The sequence below is a fragment of the Microcoleus sp. B4-C1 genome (assembly GCF_036705285.1).
Classification (GTDB): Bacteria; Cyanobacteriota; Cyanobacteriia; order Cyanobacteriales; family Microcoleaceae; genus Microcoleus.
The window spans coordinates 61,444-79,254 of record NZ_JAUBUC010000007.1 but is presented as its reverse complement, the minus strand read 5'-3'; the positions used below and the strand labels follow the sequence as shown (position 1 = coordinate 79,254).

The 17,811-nt window shown below is 46.5% G+C and carries 11 protein-coding genes; 8 read left to right on the top strand and 3 right to left on the bottom strand.

What is annotated here, in order from left to right:
- Positions 1-38: 38 nt before the first annotated feature.
- Complete coding sequence (locus QUB26_RS04570; RefSeq protein WP_333316961.1) at positions 39-3,257, bottom strand: glycosyltransferase; 3,219 nt, start codon at positions 3,255-3,257, stop codon at positions 39-41.
- Between the two features lie 184 nt (positions 3,258-3,441).
- On the opposite strand from QUB26_RS04570, the gene cobA reads away from it, so the two are divergent.
- The 6 genes from cobA to QUB26_RS04540 all read left to right on the top strand — a co-directional run bounded on the left by cobA (position 3,442) and on the right by QUB26_RS04540 (position 8,551).
- Entirely contained in the window at positions 3,442-5,028 is a 1,587-nt protein-coding gene (gene cobA / locus QUB26_RS04565; RefSeq protein ID WP_333236338.1) for a uroporphyrinogen-III C-methyltransferase, read from the top strand.
- A gap of 32 nt (positions 5,029-5,060) precedes the next feature.
- Positions 5,061-5,252, top strand: coding sequence for a DUF2281 domain-containing protein (locus tag QUB26_RS04560; protein ID WP_333053201.1), 192 nt, complete (start codon positions 5,061-5,063; stop codon positions 5,250-5,252).
- Positions 5,253-5,268: 16 nt separating this feature from the next.
- On the top strand, positions 5,269-5,631 hold the full coding sequence (locus QUB26_RS04555; RefSeq protein ID WP_333236335.1) for a type II toxin-antitoxin system death-on-curing family toxin: 363 nt from the start codon (positions 5,269-5,271) through the stop codon (positions 5,629-5,631).
- A 230-nt stretch (positions 5,632-5,861) separates the two neighbouring features.
- On the top strand, positions 5,862-7,052 hold the full coding sequence (locus tag QUB26_RS04550; RefSeq protein ID WP_333236334.1) for a tetratricopeptide repeat-containing serine protease family protein: 1,191 nt from the start codon (positions 5,862-5,864) through the stop codon (positions 7,050-7,052).
- Between the two features lie 87 nt (positions 7,053-7,139).
- Entirely contained in the window at positions 7,140-7,718 is a 579-nt protein-coding gene (locus QUB26_RS04545) for a Uma2 family endonuclease (RefSeq protein WP_333236332.1), read from the top strand.
- A gap of 200 nt (positions 7,719-7,918) precedes the next feature.
- Positions 7,919-8,551 (top strand): restriction endonuclease subunit R, encoded by a 633-nt coding sequence (locus tag QUB26_RS04540; RefSeq protein ID WP_333236330.1) that lies wholly within the window; start codon positions 7,919-7,921, stop codon positions 8,549-8,551.
- A gap of 100 nt (positions 8,552-8,651) precedes the next feature.
- Here the strand turns inward: QUB26_RS04540 and QUB26_RS04535 are convergent, their stop codons facing one another.
- Positions 8,652-13,799: a CHAT domain-containing protein gene (locus QUB26_RS04535; protein ID WP_333316959.1), complete on the bottom strand. Its 5,148-nt coding sequence runs from the start codon at positions 13,797-13,799 to the stop codon at positions 8,652-8,654.
- A gap of 206 nt (positions 13,800-14,005) precedes the next feature.
- Between QUB26_RS04535 and coaE the strand changes: the two genes are divergently transcribed.
- Both coaE and patX read left to right on the top strand, forming a co-directional pair.
- The gene (coaE, locus tag QUB26_RS04530) at positions 14,006-14,737 is read left to right on the top strand and encodes a dephospho-CoA kinase (protein ID WP_333292666.1); all 732 of its coding nucleotides are present in this window, start codon (positions 14,006-14,008) and stop codon (positions 14,735-14,737) included.
- 1,000 nt (positions 14,738-15,737) lie between these two features.
- Positions 15,738-15,941 carry a heterocyst-inhibiting protein PatX gene (gene patX, locus QUB26_RS04525; protein WP_333208308.1) on the top strand — a complete coding sequence of 68 codons (204 nt, stop codon included), beginning with the start codon at positions 15,738-15,740 and terminating at the stop codon, positions 15,939-15,941.
- Between the two features lie 311 nt (positions 15,942-16,252).
- On the opposite strand, the gene QUB26_RS04520 is transcribed toward patX, so the two are convergent.
- Positions 16,253-17,659: a TldD/PmbA family protein gene (locus QUB26_RS04520; protein WP_333292668.1), complete on the bottom strand. Its 1,407-nt coding sequence runs from the start codon at positions 17,657-17,659 to the stop codon at positions 16,253-16,255.
- Positions 17,660-17,811: the final 152 nt, after the last annotated feature.

The following is a 17,811-nucleotide window of genomic DNA, read 5'->3' as shown; positions in this document are numbered from 1 at the left end:
ATTTTTCGTAGTAAAGACTTTAGTCCTTATAAAAAAGATTAATTTGCGATTGATTCCAATAGTTTGTTAGCACTTTTTACACTTTCAATATCGTATAGTTCTGGATTGTAAGAAACAATTTGTGCGACCAATTTGTGATGATATTGTTGAGCAGTTGCATTCCTAGAACCATGAACGCTACGATAATTAAGAACTATTTCTCTCGTTCCCAAAAAAGGAATGCTATGTTTGTGACAATTAACCCAAAATTCCCAATCCTCATAACCTTCTTTCATCTCTGCTTTGTAACCGTTGACCAAATCCCAAACTGATTTGTGATACAATGAAGACGTGCAAATCATATTAGATTGTTTGATATTTTTTGGTGAATATAAATCATAACTGGGTATTGTGTGATTTTCATTGCCACCAAAAAGTTGATAAGAACCAAATGCTATGCAAGGTAATTGGGATTTTAGACATATTTCTAAAAGACAAAGCAAGGCATTTGGAGCTAAAATATCATCGGCATCTAAGGGCATTATGTATTGACCTTTTGCTGCCGATATGCCAGTATTTCTAGCCATTGATATCCCTTGATTTGCTTGTTCTATTAGCCTAATTTGATGCTGGGGATTTGCTGCAATCGCATTTTTTGCTACTGTACTGGTAGTATCTAAGCTGCCGTCATTGACAATAATAATTTCCCAATTTTTGTAAGTTTGGTTAATCACGCTAGTTACTGCTTCCAGCAAAAAATGAGATTGATTGTAGCAGGGAATAATCACAGATACCAAAGGTCGATCTGCCCATTGTGGCGAGGCTGAAACTTGTTTGACACTTTCTGAGTGTAAATTATGTGCCGAATTGCTAGCAGTTTGCAAGCTGTAAAAATAAATCTTGGGATGGACGATGGCTAATTGATTCTGATCGGTATTTTGATATTCATTTACTAACCTCGGATATCCCGACAAGTATTCTTGTTTAACAAAAATCAAGATATTCTGAGCGTACCAAGGCTCTACTTTGTCATTGTTCCATATTTTTTTTCTCAAGCAGTCAATAACTGCATAGCCGTTTTTCTGAAAGTAATAAACCCAATATTGTGGCCACTGTTCGTTAACGTGTTCGACGCCTCCTTGAAATGGTATCGCAGCAGAAAACAGAATCACTGGTGCTAGTTGAGTGAGAGAATTAACAAAGTTTTCGGCACAGGTAGCGGGCAAATGTTCGGCAACTTCCAGAGAAATTGCTAAGTCAAACTTTCTGTTTATTTGCAGCGGTTGCTTTAAATCGGCGGATTGAAACTGATTTAAAGGAATTTGTAAAATAGTGCGATCGACATAATCGCCATCTATTCCCAAACAATCCGCAATTCCCAACTTGTGGAACGCAGCTAACCAACTTCCCGTACCGCATCCCACATCCACCACACTTTTAGGTAAAATTGGTTGCAGCAAGTCTAACAGCAGGGGAATAATTTCTCTAGCAGAACTGCGAGTTCCTTCTCCGATTAATTGGTAAAAATCTCTTGTATAAGATGACTGTTGGTTTTGATTTGTTTGGCTTAATTTTTGAGAATTAATTGCCTCTAAACTGCTAATATTGTAACCGTGCAAATGTGCTGGCAACTGCCAGTAAATATTGGGATCGGGTTGATGTTTTACTGGCTCGACATTGCCCCGCCAAGCAGCCCCCATAATTTGCATTGTTTGATAAATTACCGTTTGCCATCCCCTTTGTTTCAAATAATCTAAACCTTGAGCCACATCGGGAGCGGTTAAATCGTGAAATAAAATTATTGCATCTTCCTCGGCCAATTTTTCACAAACAATTGCGTCATTTAACGGCCCCGGTTCTCCGTGTTCTCCGTCAATAAAAATTAACGACCATTTGCGGTTGAATTGAGCGGAAAATTCTTCTACTCTTTGAGGGCTATAGCCGGGTATTAGCTCGACTGATGTTTGAACACCCGACGCATTTAGAGCACCTTGAATTGAGTCGATTACGCTTTGTCTAATGTCCTCTCTTTCTAACAGCGGATCTACTACATCTAACTCAACTCCTGCGAGGGCTAAGTGACAGGCAGACCACCCTAGCCAGCAGCCTATTTCTAAGGCCTTTTTACCTTTAAATTGTAGGGCTGTATTGTAAAGAATATGTGCTTCGTCGCGATTCAAAAATCCGATGAATGGATAGCGCTTGTCTGCATACCAATTATGCGGAATTTCCCGGCGCAAGTAAGGCCAGTTACTTGCATTTGGATCGGCAATAATCATATTGGGGAAATAGGAGTCAGGTATAATTATTTGGAACCCTGGGGAAACATAATCGCCTGGTTGTAATAAATTATTTTTGCTTAGTTCAGGTTGTTGGTAAGTCATTTTTAGTTCTTGAAATATTGGTATTGCTGCCTGTTTTTTAGGTTGATAACGGACACTAATTTCCAGTATATCGCCGTCAGTTGCCATCAATTGTACTCGGTCAAACTGCTGGCGGCCAGCTAAATGCAAAATGCCGATCGCCTCCTGTGGCAAATACGGCTCCACAAAACAGCCTCGCTGCTTGTCCCAAACCGGAAAACCGTTGAATATCCAATTGCACCAAGCTGGGAGCATTTCAGTCATATTGAACAATTCGCCACCGTAAACAGCGAGGTTGAGGGCAAATTGATCTGTCATGACACAGCCGGACTTCTGCAATCCTTGATGGAGTTTTTCCGCCCATATTTCCCAGTGCAAAGCATCTTTTCGTAGGGCAAAAACTCCGGCATTTAATATCGGATAACTGTAGAATTTCTTAGCAATTTCTTCCCCAAAGTTAGCTTCATATTGTTGATAAACCCACGGCCAAAACTGAGGCAGTTGCCCGTACTGCTGCAAGCTCGCCCTGTGAACTTCGGGAACAATGGCAAGTCCCCGGCGCGATGCTCCTTCAACCAACAAATTAATTGCTCTCCAGTCTTGCACCCAAGCATCCGCATCTATCCAAAGGTATATATCAAAATAGGGAAAGTATTTTCGCAAACAAGGTCTAACTAATAATCCTTTTAAATGTTCGGCAGCTTCATTTCTGCCCGGAAAGTCAAAGTCCCAATCGGGCTTTTGAATGATATTAACTTGTGTTTTTAACCACTGCAACTGTTCGGGAGTGCAGCCGAGATCGAAAAAGCCGATCGCCACATTTTCACCCTCGGGTTTTTCCCGCACCGATAAAATAGTGCCTCGCACCAATTCAAAGTAATTTGCATCGGCGGCCGTAATGATGATAATCTGCATAAAATTAAATATAACTGAGATATTGCACGATTCTCAAGAAGCTTTTTATGGGCGGGTTCTTCGGGCCACGCCACAAGAAAATTCACTCTTTGTGGAACGGGCATCTTGCCCGTTCTTGAGAATGGTGAAATATTTGAGATATAACCAACTACTCTGAGATAAAGTATACCACGGAGGAGGACTTATGAAAAACCCAAAAGGGAAAGTTTATCTAGTCGGTGCGGGGCCCGGAGATTGTAACTTGATGACAGTGCGATCGCACAAACTGCTATCCCAAGCCGAAGTCTTAATCTACGACGCTCTAATCGACATCCCGCAACTCGAATTAATCCCAGCAACTTGTCGAAAAATCGAAGTCGGAAAACGCGGCGGCAAACCTTCCACCCAGCAGCAAGAAATTAACCGCTTGCTGGTAGAACATTGCAAGTTAGGCAAACAAGTCGTGCGTCTAAAAAGCGGCGATCCGTTTATTTTTGGTCGCTCCAGTTCCGAAATTCAAGCATTAAAAACAGCGGGCTGCGAGTTTGAAGTAATACCCGGAATATCCTCCGCCTTAGCCGCACCTTTACTAGCAGGAATTCCCCTCACAGATCCGGTAATGAGTCGCTGTTTTGCAGTGATGAGCGCCCATGAACCTGATGCTTTGGAATGGGAAGCATTAGTGCAGATAGAAACTTTGGTAATATTGATGGGAGGGCGAAATCTGAGCGAGATCGTCTGGCAATTGCAAAAGCACGGACGATCGCCCGAAACTCCGATCGCCATTATCCGAGATTGCGGCCGCCCCGAACAGCAAATTTGGCTGGGAAATCTCTCCAACATTGTACAGCAAACAGCCGGTCAATCTCTATCGCCTTGCGTGATCGTAATTGGGGAAGTAGTCCGATTGCGCGAATATTTAATCCAGCCAGAAAGCACAAATATGATCGATACACCAGTCACCATTAATAACAGCAAATTGCCGCTAGCAGGAAAAACCATTTTAGTCACGCGATCGGTTTCTCAGTCGGCTGAATTTAGCGATCGACTCCAGCAACAAGGAGCCCGCGTGATCGAAATGCCCGCCTTGGTAATTGCGCCCCCTTCGAGTTGGGAACCATTAGACAGTGCGATCGCACAATTGTCAAGCTTTCACTGGTTAATTCTCACTTCCCACAACGCTGTAGACTGCTTTTTTCAACGATTACAAGCAAAAGGCAAAGACGCCCGGAGTTTGTTTGGTATTAAAATCGCAGTTGTCGGGAAAAAAACCGCAGAAAGTTTGCGATCGCACTCTCTACAACCCGACTTTATTCCCCCCAACTTTGTCGCCGATTCCCTAGTCGATAACTTCCCCTGGCATGGCGGACACGGGGGCACCGCCCCTACAAACTGCAAAATCCTATTTCCGAGAGTAGAAAGCGGCGGCAGAGAAGTTTTAGTTAAAGAATTCACCGCCAAAGGAGCGCAAGTAATAGAAGTGCCAGCTTACCAATCTTGCTGTCCCGAAACTATCGATACGATCGCCCTATCCGCACTCCAAAATCAAGCCGTAAATATCATAACCTTTGCCAGTTCCAAAACTGTGCATAACTTTTGCAATCTCCTCAAAAAAAGCCCAGACTTATCCCTGTCTAAGGATTGGTTAGAAAGCGTTTGCATCGCATCCATCGGCCCTGAAACTTCCAAAAGCTGTCAGAAATTATTGGGTAAGTTAGATGTGGAAGCCACAGAATATACCTTAGACGGATTGACTGAGGCGATCGTCCAATGGGCACAAGCGAGGTTGTAAAATAGTTGTACTATCATTAGGAGGAAAGAAACATGACCGCAAAAGACCAACTTCTTCAAGAACTAGACCAAGTACCAGAACCCGTGCTGCTGAAAGTGCTTGAATTTGTCCGTTCCTTAAAGACTGAAGAAGAACAACAAAAACTAGAAGCCAAAGCATGGCAGGCATATCTAAATTCCGAACACGAAAGAAAGGAGGTTTACCGTCGCCTTGCCAACTCCTAATTTTGTCAGCAAAAGTATGGTTTTAAGTATCCACGCCAGACAGATAGAGAGGTTTGGCGGCACTCCCGGCGTTAGAGATGAAGGTTTGTTAGAGTCGGCTTTGGCTCAACCGCAAGCAACTTTTGGCGGTCAATTTTTGCATTCAACGATTAGCGAACAAGCTGCCGCCTATCTCTATCACATAGCGATGAATCATCCCTTTATTGACGGCAATAAACGATCGGCTTTTGCAGTGACAGATACCTTTTTGCGTTTGAATGGTGGCGCTTTGAATTTGACCGACGATGAAGTATATGATTTAGTCATGCGAGTCGCGCGGGGAACGATGACTAAGGAAGAACTAACCACCGAGTTTGAGTCATGTATTGTTGAGGTTTAATAAGTAAGTTTGGCAGTGCGCTACATTGAGATTAAGTAAGATGCGCCGATAAGCGCCCTACAGTGAAATAGCGAATCGCGGAACAAAAAAGCGAGTAAAGTTATCACTAAAGAACAAAGCCGAGATCCCTTGCGTCAAGCCAGTAATAAAACTAAACAGAAAATAGCACAAACCGCCGATCGCCCTTCCTCCACCAAATCCCGCTACCCAACTACAAATTAGCAATAGCCATGAATATAAATTTTTCTCGTTACGACACCTTAACCACCCTGCTAGCAGGAACTACCGCAGCCTTAACCATAGTCATCAGCCAAAGTGCGATCGCCAAAACCCCCCAAGAAGTCGCCAGCATTGCCGGGCCGCTGACAGTACAAATTAACAGTGCTCTCGGAGACGGTTCTGGGGTAATTATTGCCAAAACAGGCAAAACTTACACAGTTTTAACAGTCAACCACGTCGTAGAAAAAGCAGACGTGAAATACACCGTTCGCACGTCTAAAGGAAAAAACTATCAAGCAACTGCAGTCACCCGTTTGCAAACCACTGAAACTGACCCGGATTTAGCCGTAGTCAAATTTGAAAGCCCCGAAGAATATCCAGTCGCGACGATCGCCGATTCCGATCAAGCCGTCATCGGCACTCAAATCTTCGTTTACGGCTATCCCGCTACAGGCGGACTTTTCGGCGCCGAACGAGAACCCGAACTCTCTCCCGGACTCGTTACCAGCCGCCCCAGCAACCGCCCGGAAGGTTACACTTTGCGGTATCAGGCCGTAACTTGGAGTGGCATGAGTGGCGGCCCAGTTTTTGACTCCGAAGGCCGAGTCATCGGTTTACACGGACAAGGGGAATTCGGTTTTGCCCAAACCAGTTCCGGCGAAGTCGCCCCGATTAAAACCGGATTTAATGCAGCAGTTCCGATCAATACATTTATCGCGAAGCTAGTGGCGGCGGGAATAAACAAATCCGAGTTGAAAGTAGACAATACTCCCGCAACGATCGGCCCGGTATCCACCGCCAATCCCCAAGACGCCCAAGCCTATTATTTTCGAGGACTTTCGCTGTTAGATCAAGGAGATGCTTGGGAGGCGATCGCGGATTTCAACAGAGCACTCGCTTTCAAGCCCAAATATACCCCTGAATTGTATTTTAATATCGGTAATGCCCGCACTTTCATCACCGCCGGCTTAGCCCAACTCGAACCCACACGCGGTTCCAATGCTATTCAAGCATACACCCTGGCGATCGAAGCCAATCCCGGTTTTGCCGACGCTTACTACAACCGAGCTTTAGCTTACCTGGACAACAAAGACCAACCGAAAGCAATTGCCGACTTCCAAAAAGCAGCAGAACTTTACAAGCAAGGCGGCAGAACCAGCGCCTATCAAGACGCGCTCAACAGAATCAAGCAATTGCAGTAGAATGAGAAGTTAATAATTAAGAATTAAAAATGACTAATCCCATTTTTAATTCTTAATGTAGTTCATAAAAACAGCAGGTAAATAACCATGACTGCTATCACCTTAAATCTCAATTCCCTCATAAAACTAACTTCAGAACAGTTTTATCAACTGTGCGAAGAAAACCCTGAGTTGAAACTCGAACGCAACGCCAACGGAGAATTAATTCTCATGCCGCCAACCGGAGGAGAAACAGGAAAAAGCAACTCAAAACTTAACTTACAGGTAGGAATTTGGAACGATCGAACTGAACTCGGAGAAGTGTTTGATTCCTCCACAGGATTTACTCTGCCCAATGGCGCCGATCGATCTCCCGATGCTTCTTGGGTAGAAAAATCTCGCTGGTCAGCTTTGACGCCCGAACAAAGAGAAAAATTCATCCCGCTTTGTCCCGATTTTGTCATTGAATTAGTCTCGCCCAGCGACAGTTTGAAAAAAAGTCAGGAAAAAATGCAAGAATATATGGAAAATGGCTGCCGTTTGGGTTGGCTAATTAACCGCAAAAAACGGGAAGTTGAAATTTATCGCCCCGGTCAAGATGTGGAAGTTTTACAATCTCCTCTCACCCTTTCTGGGGAAAATGTTTTGCCGGGATTTGTTCTCAATTTGCAAAAAATTTGGAATTAGCAGAATTTAATTTTGACTTATATCATCTTCGGTAAAATAACCTTTACCATTTCTTAGGGAGGAATGCCAGTCCGAGCGAGTTGGATTAGGACTCTCAGTCCTCATTACAAACTAATTTTGTTATAATATTTCGAGGGAACATAATATTAGCTGGAAATTGATAAAAATGTAATTACTCATAAAATTAACTGGCTCGAATTATGGTTCAAAAAATTCAAGCTAAAAATGTCACATTAGAAGAATTAAAAACAGTTCTTGACCTTCAACTTGTCACAGACGACCAATTTTTCAGAGAATGGCAAGATGAGTTACCAGAAATTACCGACTTTCAAAAACGACAACTAGATCAGATTAAAGCGGGTTACTTCAACTTGTTGGAATACCCGCCGATGCTGGAAAAAACCATTAGTTTGTCGATCGTCTCTCCGCTGTTATTTGCAGGCGAGTTTTATCTGCATCCTTTCTACATTAAACCAGAAAAATCCGTCGAAATTTCCGAAGAAGATGAAGGCGTTATTATCAAAGGTAGCCTCGATACTTTAGTTTTCAAAGAGCAGTTGTGGCTGATGGTAATAGAATCGAAGCGAGTTTCGTTTTCGATCGAAGCGGGATTGGCGCAAATTTTAGCTTATATGCTGGCAAATCCCAACCCGGACAAACCTAGTTACGGCATGATTGCTACAGGCGGCAGTTTCATCTTTGTTAAATTAGTTAACGGAGAATCACCTCGATATAGCACATCTAAGGGGTATCTCACCCGGAACCCCGGCAACGAACTTTATGACGTGCTCCGCATCCTCAAACGGCTGACTCAATTAGTGATTAGTCAGTAGTTATTGGCAATTGGGAATTGGCCCGCGCAGGGAATTAGGCATTAATCTTCCTTCTTCCCTCTTCCTTCTTCCTTCTTCCTTCTTCCTTCTGTCTTCAGAATTACCACGGCGAACCGATCATGGTAAAAGCGGCCCAATAATAAGGATGCGACAAATTTCGATCGCCCCTGGCGGCCAACTCCGACGGCAAAGGCAGAGCTTGATTGTTGCCCGATCGTACCAAATAACCATCTTGCAACCGCACTTCACCCCGCAACATCGCCAACTGCGCTTGCCGCAAAGCCTCCGCCTTAATCGGCGCTGTACGCAACTGCTGGTAAAACTCAGTCATCAGCCCCAAAGTACCGACATCGCTGACATACCACAAACTCGCCAAAGCCGATTTTACCCCAGCGTGCACCGCCAACCCCGCAAACCCCAACTCAGCTTGTTCGTCTCCCACCGCCGTAGTACACGCACTCAAAACCAATAACTCCACCTGCGGGTTAGATAACTTCAACTGATCCAACTGATTCAACCGCAACTTAGTATCCCAAAACTGAATGTAAGAATTTTGGGCACCCCCAGGTTGAAAATCGCCGTGAGTAGCTAAATGAATAATTTTGTATTGCGATTGATTGCGCTTCTGCTTCAAATTTGCCAAAGTAAAAGCTTCATTAAGAAAAGACGAACCCGGCCAAATCTTGCCCACAATGGTCGATATTTCCAGCGGCACCGCAGGCAAAGGATTTTGATCGTATTTGGCAGGAAAATTCGACGCACCCATCGCTAACACTTCAGAACCCTTAACATCGGCATAGCGAGTATCAGTTAAACTCAAACTCGGAATCAGCCCCAAACTGTACTTTTCTACCAAAAACTGCTTGCCGTCGTAAAGAGCAGCCAAAGGCAAAGTTCGCAAACCGACATCCATCGAAAACACCAAAGTGTCAATCTTGTTAGCCTCCAATTCCGGTTGCAGCGGTGCAATTAACCACTGGTAAAGTTCCTCGGCAGGTTGCTTGTAATCAACAGCATTCAATCTCCTGGGACTTCTGATAGCATTAGTAAATTCTTTAGCAACTTTGAGCACTGTCTCGCGGCTTGCCGGCACACTTTTAAAAACATTTTTGCCGTCTGGCAACAACAACACAAGTTCTAAATGTTTGTCTTTTGCCCATACGTAAAGGATGGCGGGTTTAACCCCAGTCAATTGATTGACACTGCTGAGAGTATCTCGAATACTTTGCTGTGTGACTGACTTTTCAGTCACAGTGCCCCCAAAGTAACGTTCAAATTCCCGCCCCTGAGTTCTATCCCTTTGCTGCACTGCGTCGATCGGATTTATTTGCGCGATCGAGTTCGATCGAGAAATCTCAGGAACCCTCACATTCCCGATACCTTCTGACGTTACCGCACTCCCCGGCTTCTGTGGAGTTTTTGCCACGCTGGCGTTTTCTGTCACCGCAGGCGCGGGCAAATTGTCTTTTAACACCGACGGCGATCGCACTACCGGGCCGGCAGCAGTCTGGTTAGACTGCGCCTCAACAGACGCAACAGCAGGTTCTGGCGAGACATTTGCGTTACTGAGCTTTGGCGCAGACACTGGGGGGCCGAGACTCACCTGAGTCACAATTTGTTGAGAATTCTCTGTAGTTTGCAGTTCCACAGTGGTAGTTGGTGCCGGAGTCGGCACGATCGCCAGCGGCCCGATCGCAGTTGAGGAAGTGGCAGTATTCGACTTCGAGTTTCCAGTCCCAACAGTCGCCGCCGTGCAGGTTCCCGACGGGCAAGAGCTTTGCAGCAGCGTCTGTGAACCCGATTGAGCCAGCCCTTCTGTAGAAATGCTGACCTGGGCGGGTTCAGCAGCCGTTCCTGTTCCCGGTGGCCGAAATGCTCCCCCAGCCTCGATCGCCACATCGCCGCCGGTATTGCCACGAGCTTTGATCGAAACAACTTCAACATCTTTCTGGCCAGTAATTTGGCTCGAACCGGCACTTCCCGATTGCGAACTCGAGTTAATCACCCCTGTAACGATCCGGCCCGGCGCGGCAATCGAAATATCTCCCCCGCTTCTGGCACCAAAAGCATCGATGTTGCCGGTTTCTACCGCACCGGCGCTGCGAATATTGATAGGGCCCGCCACCCCGGAAGTTGAGCGAGATGAAACCGTACCAGCAGTCAAATTGCCTTGGGTGCTAGTGATATTAATCCCCGCAATCGAGGTAACGTCTCCGACGGCTACAGTACCGCCCATCAGAGAGATCGTGGCGTTATCAGTACCGACGATCGCACCCGTTCCCACGATCGCGCCGGTACCCGACGGCGAGCGAATCGTCATCGGATCTTGAAATGTCACCGCCACTGGCGTTGAATTTGGCGTTGAATTTGGCGTTGGAGAACCAATCGAGATCGCACCGCTACCGTCAGCGCGCCCGATCGTCATCGAAGCAAACCCATTCCGAAAAGTGTTCAATTCAGCAGCAGTCAAGTTCAGAGCTTCTGTATCGCCCGAACCGTGAATTATAATATTTTGACTGGGATCGGCAGGTTGCAACACCAGATTGCCGTTGCTGGCGATCGAATTTTTGTCACCCGTCAAGTCAATTTCGTTGCCCGTCAGGGTAATATCTCCCGGTGTTTTCGAGCCACCAGCTTCGATCGCCCCTGCTGTGACTCCATTGCGCCCCGTCAGCGTCACATTCCCCGCGCGATCGCCCCTCGTGTCGATCGCCCCAGCAGTCACCGTACCCTGTGCAGTAACACTCACATCTCCCGCCGCATTACCTATATCTTCGGGAGGATTGACAGAAGTGTTGATGGTGCGAGCAGTTCCAGTAAGTAGCTGACCGGTTGTGACATTGCCTGCGGTGCTGACGATGCGAATTTCCTGATTGTTGGTAGTGATATTTCCGGTTCTAATATTGCCGTCAGCTTTGAGAGTAATTGAGGCATTGTCGGCCCCTGTCAGGGAACTTGTAGTAGTGATTGTTCCCAAACCCGCCGGCGATTGAATAATTAGCGGATCGTAAAATGTGAAATCGTTAGCAATCAGAATTGAACCGATACCGTTGCTGCGCCCGATCGTAATTCCAGCAAACCCATTTTCCAAACTTCCGAGGTCGTTTGCCGTCAGATTCAAATAAATATTAGTACCGACATCTCCAGAACCGCCGATCGCAATATTTTGACCAGGACTCCAAGGTTGCAGTACCAAAAAGCCAGTACCGCTGACTGAATTTTTGTCACCTTTAAAATTAATTTCATTACCAGTCAAAGTAATGTTTCCCGAACCCCCTGCGATCGAACTCACTCCCAGAACATTCCGAGCCGTCACAGTGACATTTCCCGTCGCTTCCGGGCTGCTGGCATCAAGTTTTTGCGCCGTTACATTCAGGCCTTCGAGCAAAATATTTCCGCTGCTGCCAGTGCTGGAATTCAATGAAGAAATATTGTTGGCAACAGTCGAACCCGGACTAATCAAACTAATATTTCCGCCGTTACTCGACAAATTGCCCGCAGTAATTTGACTTCCCGAAATGGTTATAGCACCGCCAGCCGTGCTAATTGTATCGGCCACATTCATCGAAAAAGCACCCGCACCATTGCCATCCGCATCTGCTCTGAATGTTACCGAACCAGTAGTTGCTTGAAAGCTCAACTGATTGTCCGCCAAATCAGCAATTGTAATATCATTGAGCGCTTCGAGAACCACATTTGCAGTCGCCGACATACTTTCCAAAGCTCTAGCCGAAATTGTCAGCGAAGGCTCAGAATTGTTTTCCTGTCCTGGTAGCGTTCCTGTTGCCAAAATATTATTGTTAGCAATTATTTCCGCATCGCCCGCAGCTTCTGGGGAATCTGTAATGAAAATATTTTCTGGATCTAACAGCAAAGTCCCCAAACCGTTTGTCCCAGAGGTATCAACAGTACCGTTAAAAATCAATCTTTGCTTGCCGGAAACTTCCACAAACCCGCCCACACCTGCGGTGGTTGTTGCAGAAACGCCAGTTGCGCTGATGCTGCCCAAAAATGCTGTTGTGTTGTCAGCCCAGACAACAACTCTGCCGCCGTTGCCTGATTCAGTTGCGTTGGCTGCGATCGAACTTTTGCCATCCACGTAAGTCATCCTGGCATTCGGCACAGTTCCCTCGCCTCGGTAATCTCCCCCGATCCGCACCGTTCCGCCACCGTCCGGGCCCGAAGCCTCAATCTTCGCTCCCAATAGCCCTACCTTGTCGCCCAACACGTTGACGGTTCCTCCCGCACCCCCCCTGGCAGACACGTCCGCAGCACCCGCTACGAGCGCAGTTCCAGCACCTGCAGGCACTGTTTGGCCGCCTGTGAGCACCACTTCACCTTGAGCGTTCGTAGTTATACCCGTAGCGTTAGCCACGCCGGGGCCCGAAAGCAGCCGAGGTAAACTCAGCGGAGAGAAGGGAACACCTTCCGAACCCGACACTCCCGCAGCCGGAGAAACTTCTAAACTCAGCAAAAGTCCGTTTTGACTCAACCGCACCAGATTTTTGTCTCCAACCGCCACCACAGTAATTTGACCGCCTGCGGCTGAAAGTGAGCCCGTACTGATCACCGTACCGCCCAGCAAAGTCAAATTTTGCCCGGTTCCGACAGCCAAGTTACCGGCATTGACAATACTCGCGGGCTGTGGGCCAAAAACAAAAGCATTCGGCGTTCCGACGAGGGCCGCGAAGTCGTTCGCCCCAGTACCGTTGAACCAGCCGTTGTCAAAACCGATACCGCTAGCGGTGGTAGCCAAAAAAGACCCGGACACGTCGAGTCGGGCATTTGTTCCGAAGATGATGCCTGCGGGATTCATCAGCAACAAATTAGAATTGCCGCCACTAACTTGAATTAGACCATTAATTAAGGAAGCATCGCCCCCGACAACACGGCCGAGGATATTTTTAACGCTTGGGTTGGAGATGAAATTGGCAGTTTCGCCCGAATTCAGATTGAACCGAGTAAAACTGTGGAACAAATTTGCTCCGTCTCTGGAGGTAGTGCCGCCCTGAATGTCGTAGCGAGGAGGCGACGCTGTACGTGGGGCGGTGACATTGGTTCCGGTGCCGTCTGGGGCTGGAGTAATAGATTGTGCCGCAGCAATTTGAGAGTGGGGATAAATTGCCACGAGTACCCATCCGTTGCTGTTTTCTTTGAGGAAAACCAGGTTGGGGAAAAAATCTAATATCAAAAATCCAGCAATGGGAATTGCTGCCAGAATCGACCGCACAGCACGTTGAGCATTCATAAGTTTGCCTCGGTCTAGACCTTAATTCGAGTTTAAAATTGAGATTTTAGGTAAAAAAGAGTCGATCGCACCCAATGCTGACACTTCCTAACGCGAACTCTCGATCGCAAATCTTAAAATTTAAGTCTAAATTTGATTGTGTCACCAACATAGCAAAGACTGACAGTAAGTGTCGAAACACAGTTCCGTTTAAACGCCTGAAAATTATGAGCGATCGAATTGTCCGTCTGATCGGTTTAACTGGGGGCATCGCCACCGGTAAAACCGCTATATCTAATTATCTGGCCGATGCCTGTGGATTTCCGATTTTAGATGCCGATATTTTTGCCCGCGAAGCTGTGAACCCCGGTTCGCCAATACTTGACTCTATTGTAAAACGATACGGCGCGGGTATTTTGCTCCCGGACGGCAATTTAAATCGGCCAGAGTTGGGAAGTATTATTTTTTGTAACGCAGACGAGCGGCAGTGGTTGGAACAACAGATTCACCCTTACGTGCGCCGCCGATTAGTTGAGGAAACTCAAAGCTACATTGCTGCATCGAGTTTGGTATCCCAAGACACACAGGATTTAGGTACAAAGACTCAAGAAATCGGCTTTTTTCACCAAAAGCTAGAACGAAGTATTGTGGAAAAAAAATCCGGTTTCTGTGCCAAGGCTGACACGTTGACTTTGGTTTTGGTAGTGCCGCTGCTGTTTGAAGCTAACATGACTGACTTGTGTACCGAAATTTGGGTAGTGTACTGTTCACCCGAAGTGCAGTTAGAACGACTAATGCAGCGAGATGGCTTAAGTTACGATCGAGCTAATGCCCGCATTAACGCCCAGTTGCCGCTAGCTCAAAAGTGTCAACAAGCTGATGTTATTTTGGACAACTCGTCAACCCTCGACTCGCTATTCCGGCAGGTAGATATGCAAGTCAGTCGCTTTGAAATTTGATATTTGAGATTGACTCCGCGATAGCGGTTTTAAAACCAAGTTTTTTTAATCCCTGCGTGCCAGTTAGTCGCTTTGAGAGGTGAGATTTGAGATTGAATCCACGATTTTGTGAAGGGGCTTTTTTCTCCAACCGCTTTCGACTCCTCCTTCAAAGTGGCGCGTAAGCGCTCTTGTCACAAAGCAAGATCAGGAAAGTCAGAAAAAATCACAAAAAATACAAATTTCACAATTTATTTAAAAATATAATAGCAACCATTTATGAAGTTAATGTAAAAAATTAGGCATTGCCCCCTTTAAGGAATCTCATTATCAAGATATTTATATGTCAATACCAATTCTCCAAACTCTTGCAACAATTATGAGTTTTTGGTTTGTTTACGCTCACGCTTCAGGTAAGGTGCGTCGCTTGGAGATTGTCGCTCTTTTTTAGAATTGGCAGGTGGCGACGCACCCTACAGCTACTCAAACGCCCAAAAGGTATCACCACGCTCACAGAGCAAACGTGGTGAGTTTGGGAACCTGAAAATTCAGGAGATTAAAGTTGCAAAATCTTAAGAATCTCAGTGCCTTTAGGCCTGAGAGTGTCAACAAGTTAATCATAAAAGTAGTAAAACTTTACAATTGGCGGTTTTTGTTTCTTTCTTGGAAGACTGTTTCAAAAGGATTCCAGGGGCGATACCCTTTTAGATTTTATATTTTAGATTTTAGATTTGGGAAGGATTTATAACTACCAGGGTTTGGAACACGGGCATAGAAGAGTAACATGATTTTTTTGAACATGGTCTTGAATTCTGCTGGTTGCCCGCAAGTAGCAGAGAACTAGAAATTATCAGCGAACCAGCGAGCTAGAGGATGGATTTCACCCGCTTTTAACCAAAACTCAAAAAAATTGCAGATGCCCTCATTTACTAATTGATGATTTCACCAGAATTATTTTTTTTATCCTGATAGCAGAGTACAGACTGCGTATCAAGAAGGGAAAATACACCCACCAAAATTTATGATGCGCGTTTACTCTTCCATCCTGATGTCAAGCCTGTTACTGAGTGCTGGCGCAGTTAATGCTCAAAGCTTAGAAACTCGATCGACCTTTTTTGCTCAAGACAACTCTGCTCCCGAAATTTTAACCGCCATAGCCGACTCTCAGACCTTTTACGATAAGGAGCCAGATAATAAGCCGCCACAACGAGGAAGCGGGAGATAAAGCCGAAAAAAGCGATAATTGCAGGGAATTAGGGGGAGAATGGGAGAAGAGAAAATTGGGATAAGAAGAGAAAAATTGAATATTTCGAGCCATTAATTGCGGACTTACGTACTGCGTAGCAAAAAAACAGATTTTTCAGCAGTATTTGACGACTCAAGGCATAATTTTTGGCTATTCCGATTTTTTGGCCAAGCGTCCTCAAGATATCAGACACCACCAACGGGCGGGAAATGTTGCACTCAAAAAATAAAGAAAGGTAAAGCGCGAGTAGGAATCTTACGCTTTACCTTTTTTTTTCAACTTTTGGAGCTTTAATCTTCTTCCGCAGCTTCGCCACCAACAACGACATCGCGAATCCGCAAACTCGGGCCCCCACAGCCGACGGGCAAACCGCTTTGTCCTGCCTTGCCGCAGCCGCCGGATTCATCCCAGTAGAAATCGTCGCCGATCGCCTCAATATCAGCTAAAGTGCTGAAAACATTACCCGAAAGAGTAACATCCCGCACCGGATTGTCTAGTTTTCCGTCACGGATCATCCAAGCTTCGCCGGCACTGAAAGTAAACATTTCGCCGTTAGTCATGCCGCCTTGCCAATTGCGCGCATAAACTCCTTCTTTGATACCAGAAAATAAGTCAGCAACTGGCGTGTCACCCCGTTCGATCCAAGTATTCGTCATGCGGACGATCGGCGGATAATGATAATTCAAACAGCGAGCATTGCCAGTAGGCGTTTCTCCCAACTTGCCCGCCGTTTCCCGCGAGTGCAGTCGCCCGACTAAAGCGCCGTCTTTAATTAACTGAGTAGTAGTCGCGGGAGTGCCTTCGTCGTCGTAGAAATAGCTGCCCCGGTGTCCCTCTGGCGCTGCACCGTCGAAAATTTGCAAGTTTTCTGGGCCGAACTGGCGGCCGAGGGTCATAATTTCCAAAATGTCGGGATTTTCGTAGGCCATGTCGGCTTCGGAAAGGTGTCCGAAGGCTTCGTGGACGAATAATCCGGTCAAAATTGGGTCGATGACGACGGTGTAGGTGTTGCCTTGGACGGGGGGTAAGGCTAGGGAATCTACGGCTCTCTGGGCGGCGCTGCGAACTTGAACATCGAGATCGGTTAAATCTTCGTAAGCTTTGCGGGAACCAGTGGTTTCGCGGCCGGTTTGTACGGTTTCCCCGCTGCGGGCTGTGGCGGCAAAGCGCATTTCCATGTCTGCCCAACCTTGTTCGAGCATGGTGCCTTCGGAGGTGGCGAGGATGATCCGCTGGGTGCTGTCGCCGTAGCGCACGGAGATGGTGGCGATGCGGGGGTCAATGCTGCGGAGAATGGCCGCGTAACGATCGCACAATTGCTTTTTGTCAATTAGGGGAACCAGACGGGGGTCTGTTCCTGTCAGCGGCAGCAAGCAAATGTCTTGTACTGGTGTAACTGGCGCCAGGATCGTTTCTTCTTCGCCGATCAGTTTTGCCGCGGCGATGGCTTCTTCGATTCTTTCGGCGAGGGTGGAAAGTCGGTTAAAACTGGCAAAGCCCCAGCCGCCTTTGTGACAAGCTCTGACTTGGCCGCCAATTGAGACTCCTTCGCTGAGGGTTTCAATTTTTTCGCCCCGCAGCAGGATGTCGGTGCCTTCGGCTTCTTCCAGTCGAATTGCCAGATAATCGACTTGGTGGCGGTAGCGTGCCATTAAGTCTGACAGCAGATTTTTCGAGTCGGCGATCGAGGTGGGCATAAGGAAAGCACGGTGTTTAACTTACTTCATTTTGCACTTTTGTTAGGGCGATCGTCCAAAATATCGCCCCAAGCGCGGAGATTGCGACTTATTGGTACGGTTCTGCCAATATCCTTAGTTGACAAATGTGGATATCCTGTGAGTTAGGAGGA

Bases quoted from the DNA above. Each gene is read 5' to 3' on its own strand.
- QUB26_RS04570 (WP_333316961.1), bottom strand. From the start codon at position 3,257: ATGCAGATTATCATCATTACGGCCGCCGATGCAAATTACTTTGAATTG.
- cobA (WP_333236338.1), top strand. From the start codon at position 3,442: ATGAAAAACCCAAAAGGGAAAGTTTATCTAGTCGGTGCGGGGCCCGGA.
- QUB26_RS04560 (WP_333053201.1), top strand. From the start codon at position 5,061: ATGACCGCAAAAGACCAACTTCTTCAAGAACTAGACCAAGTACCAGAA.
- QUB26_RS04555 (WP_333236335.1), top strand. From the start codon at position 5,269: ATGGTTTTAAGTATCCACGCCAGACAGATAGAGAGGTTTGGCGGCACT.
- QUB26_RS04550 (WP_333236334.1), top strand. From the start codon at position 5,862: ATGAATATAAATTTTTCTCGTTACGACACCTTAACCACCCTGCTAGCA.
- QUB26_RS04545 (WP_333236332.1), top strand. From the start codon at position 7,140: ATGACTGCTATCACCTTAAATCTCAATTCCCTCATAAAACTAACTTCA.
- QUB26_RS04540 (WP_333236330.1), top strand. From the start codon at position 7,919: ATGGTTCAAAAAATTCAAGCTAAAAATGTCACATTAGAAGAATTAAAA.
- QUB26_RS04535 (WP_333316959.1), bottom strand. From the start codon at position 13,799: ATGAATGCTCAACGTGCTGTGCGGTCGATTCTGGCAGCAATTCCCATT.
- coaE (WP_333292666.1), top strand. From the start codon at position 14,006: ATGAGCGATCGAATTGTCCGTCTGATCGGTTTAACTGGGGGCATCGCC.
- patX (WP_333208308.1), top strand. From the start codon at position 15,738: ATGATGCGCGTTTACTCTTCCATCCTGATGTCAAGCCTGTTACTGAGT.
- QUB26_RS04520 (WP_333292668.1), bottom strand. From the start codon at position 17,659: ATGCCCACCTCGATCGCCGACTCGAAAAATCTGCTGTCAGACTTAATG.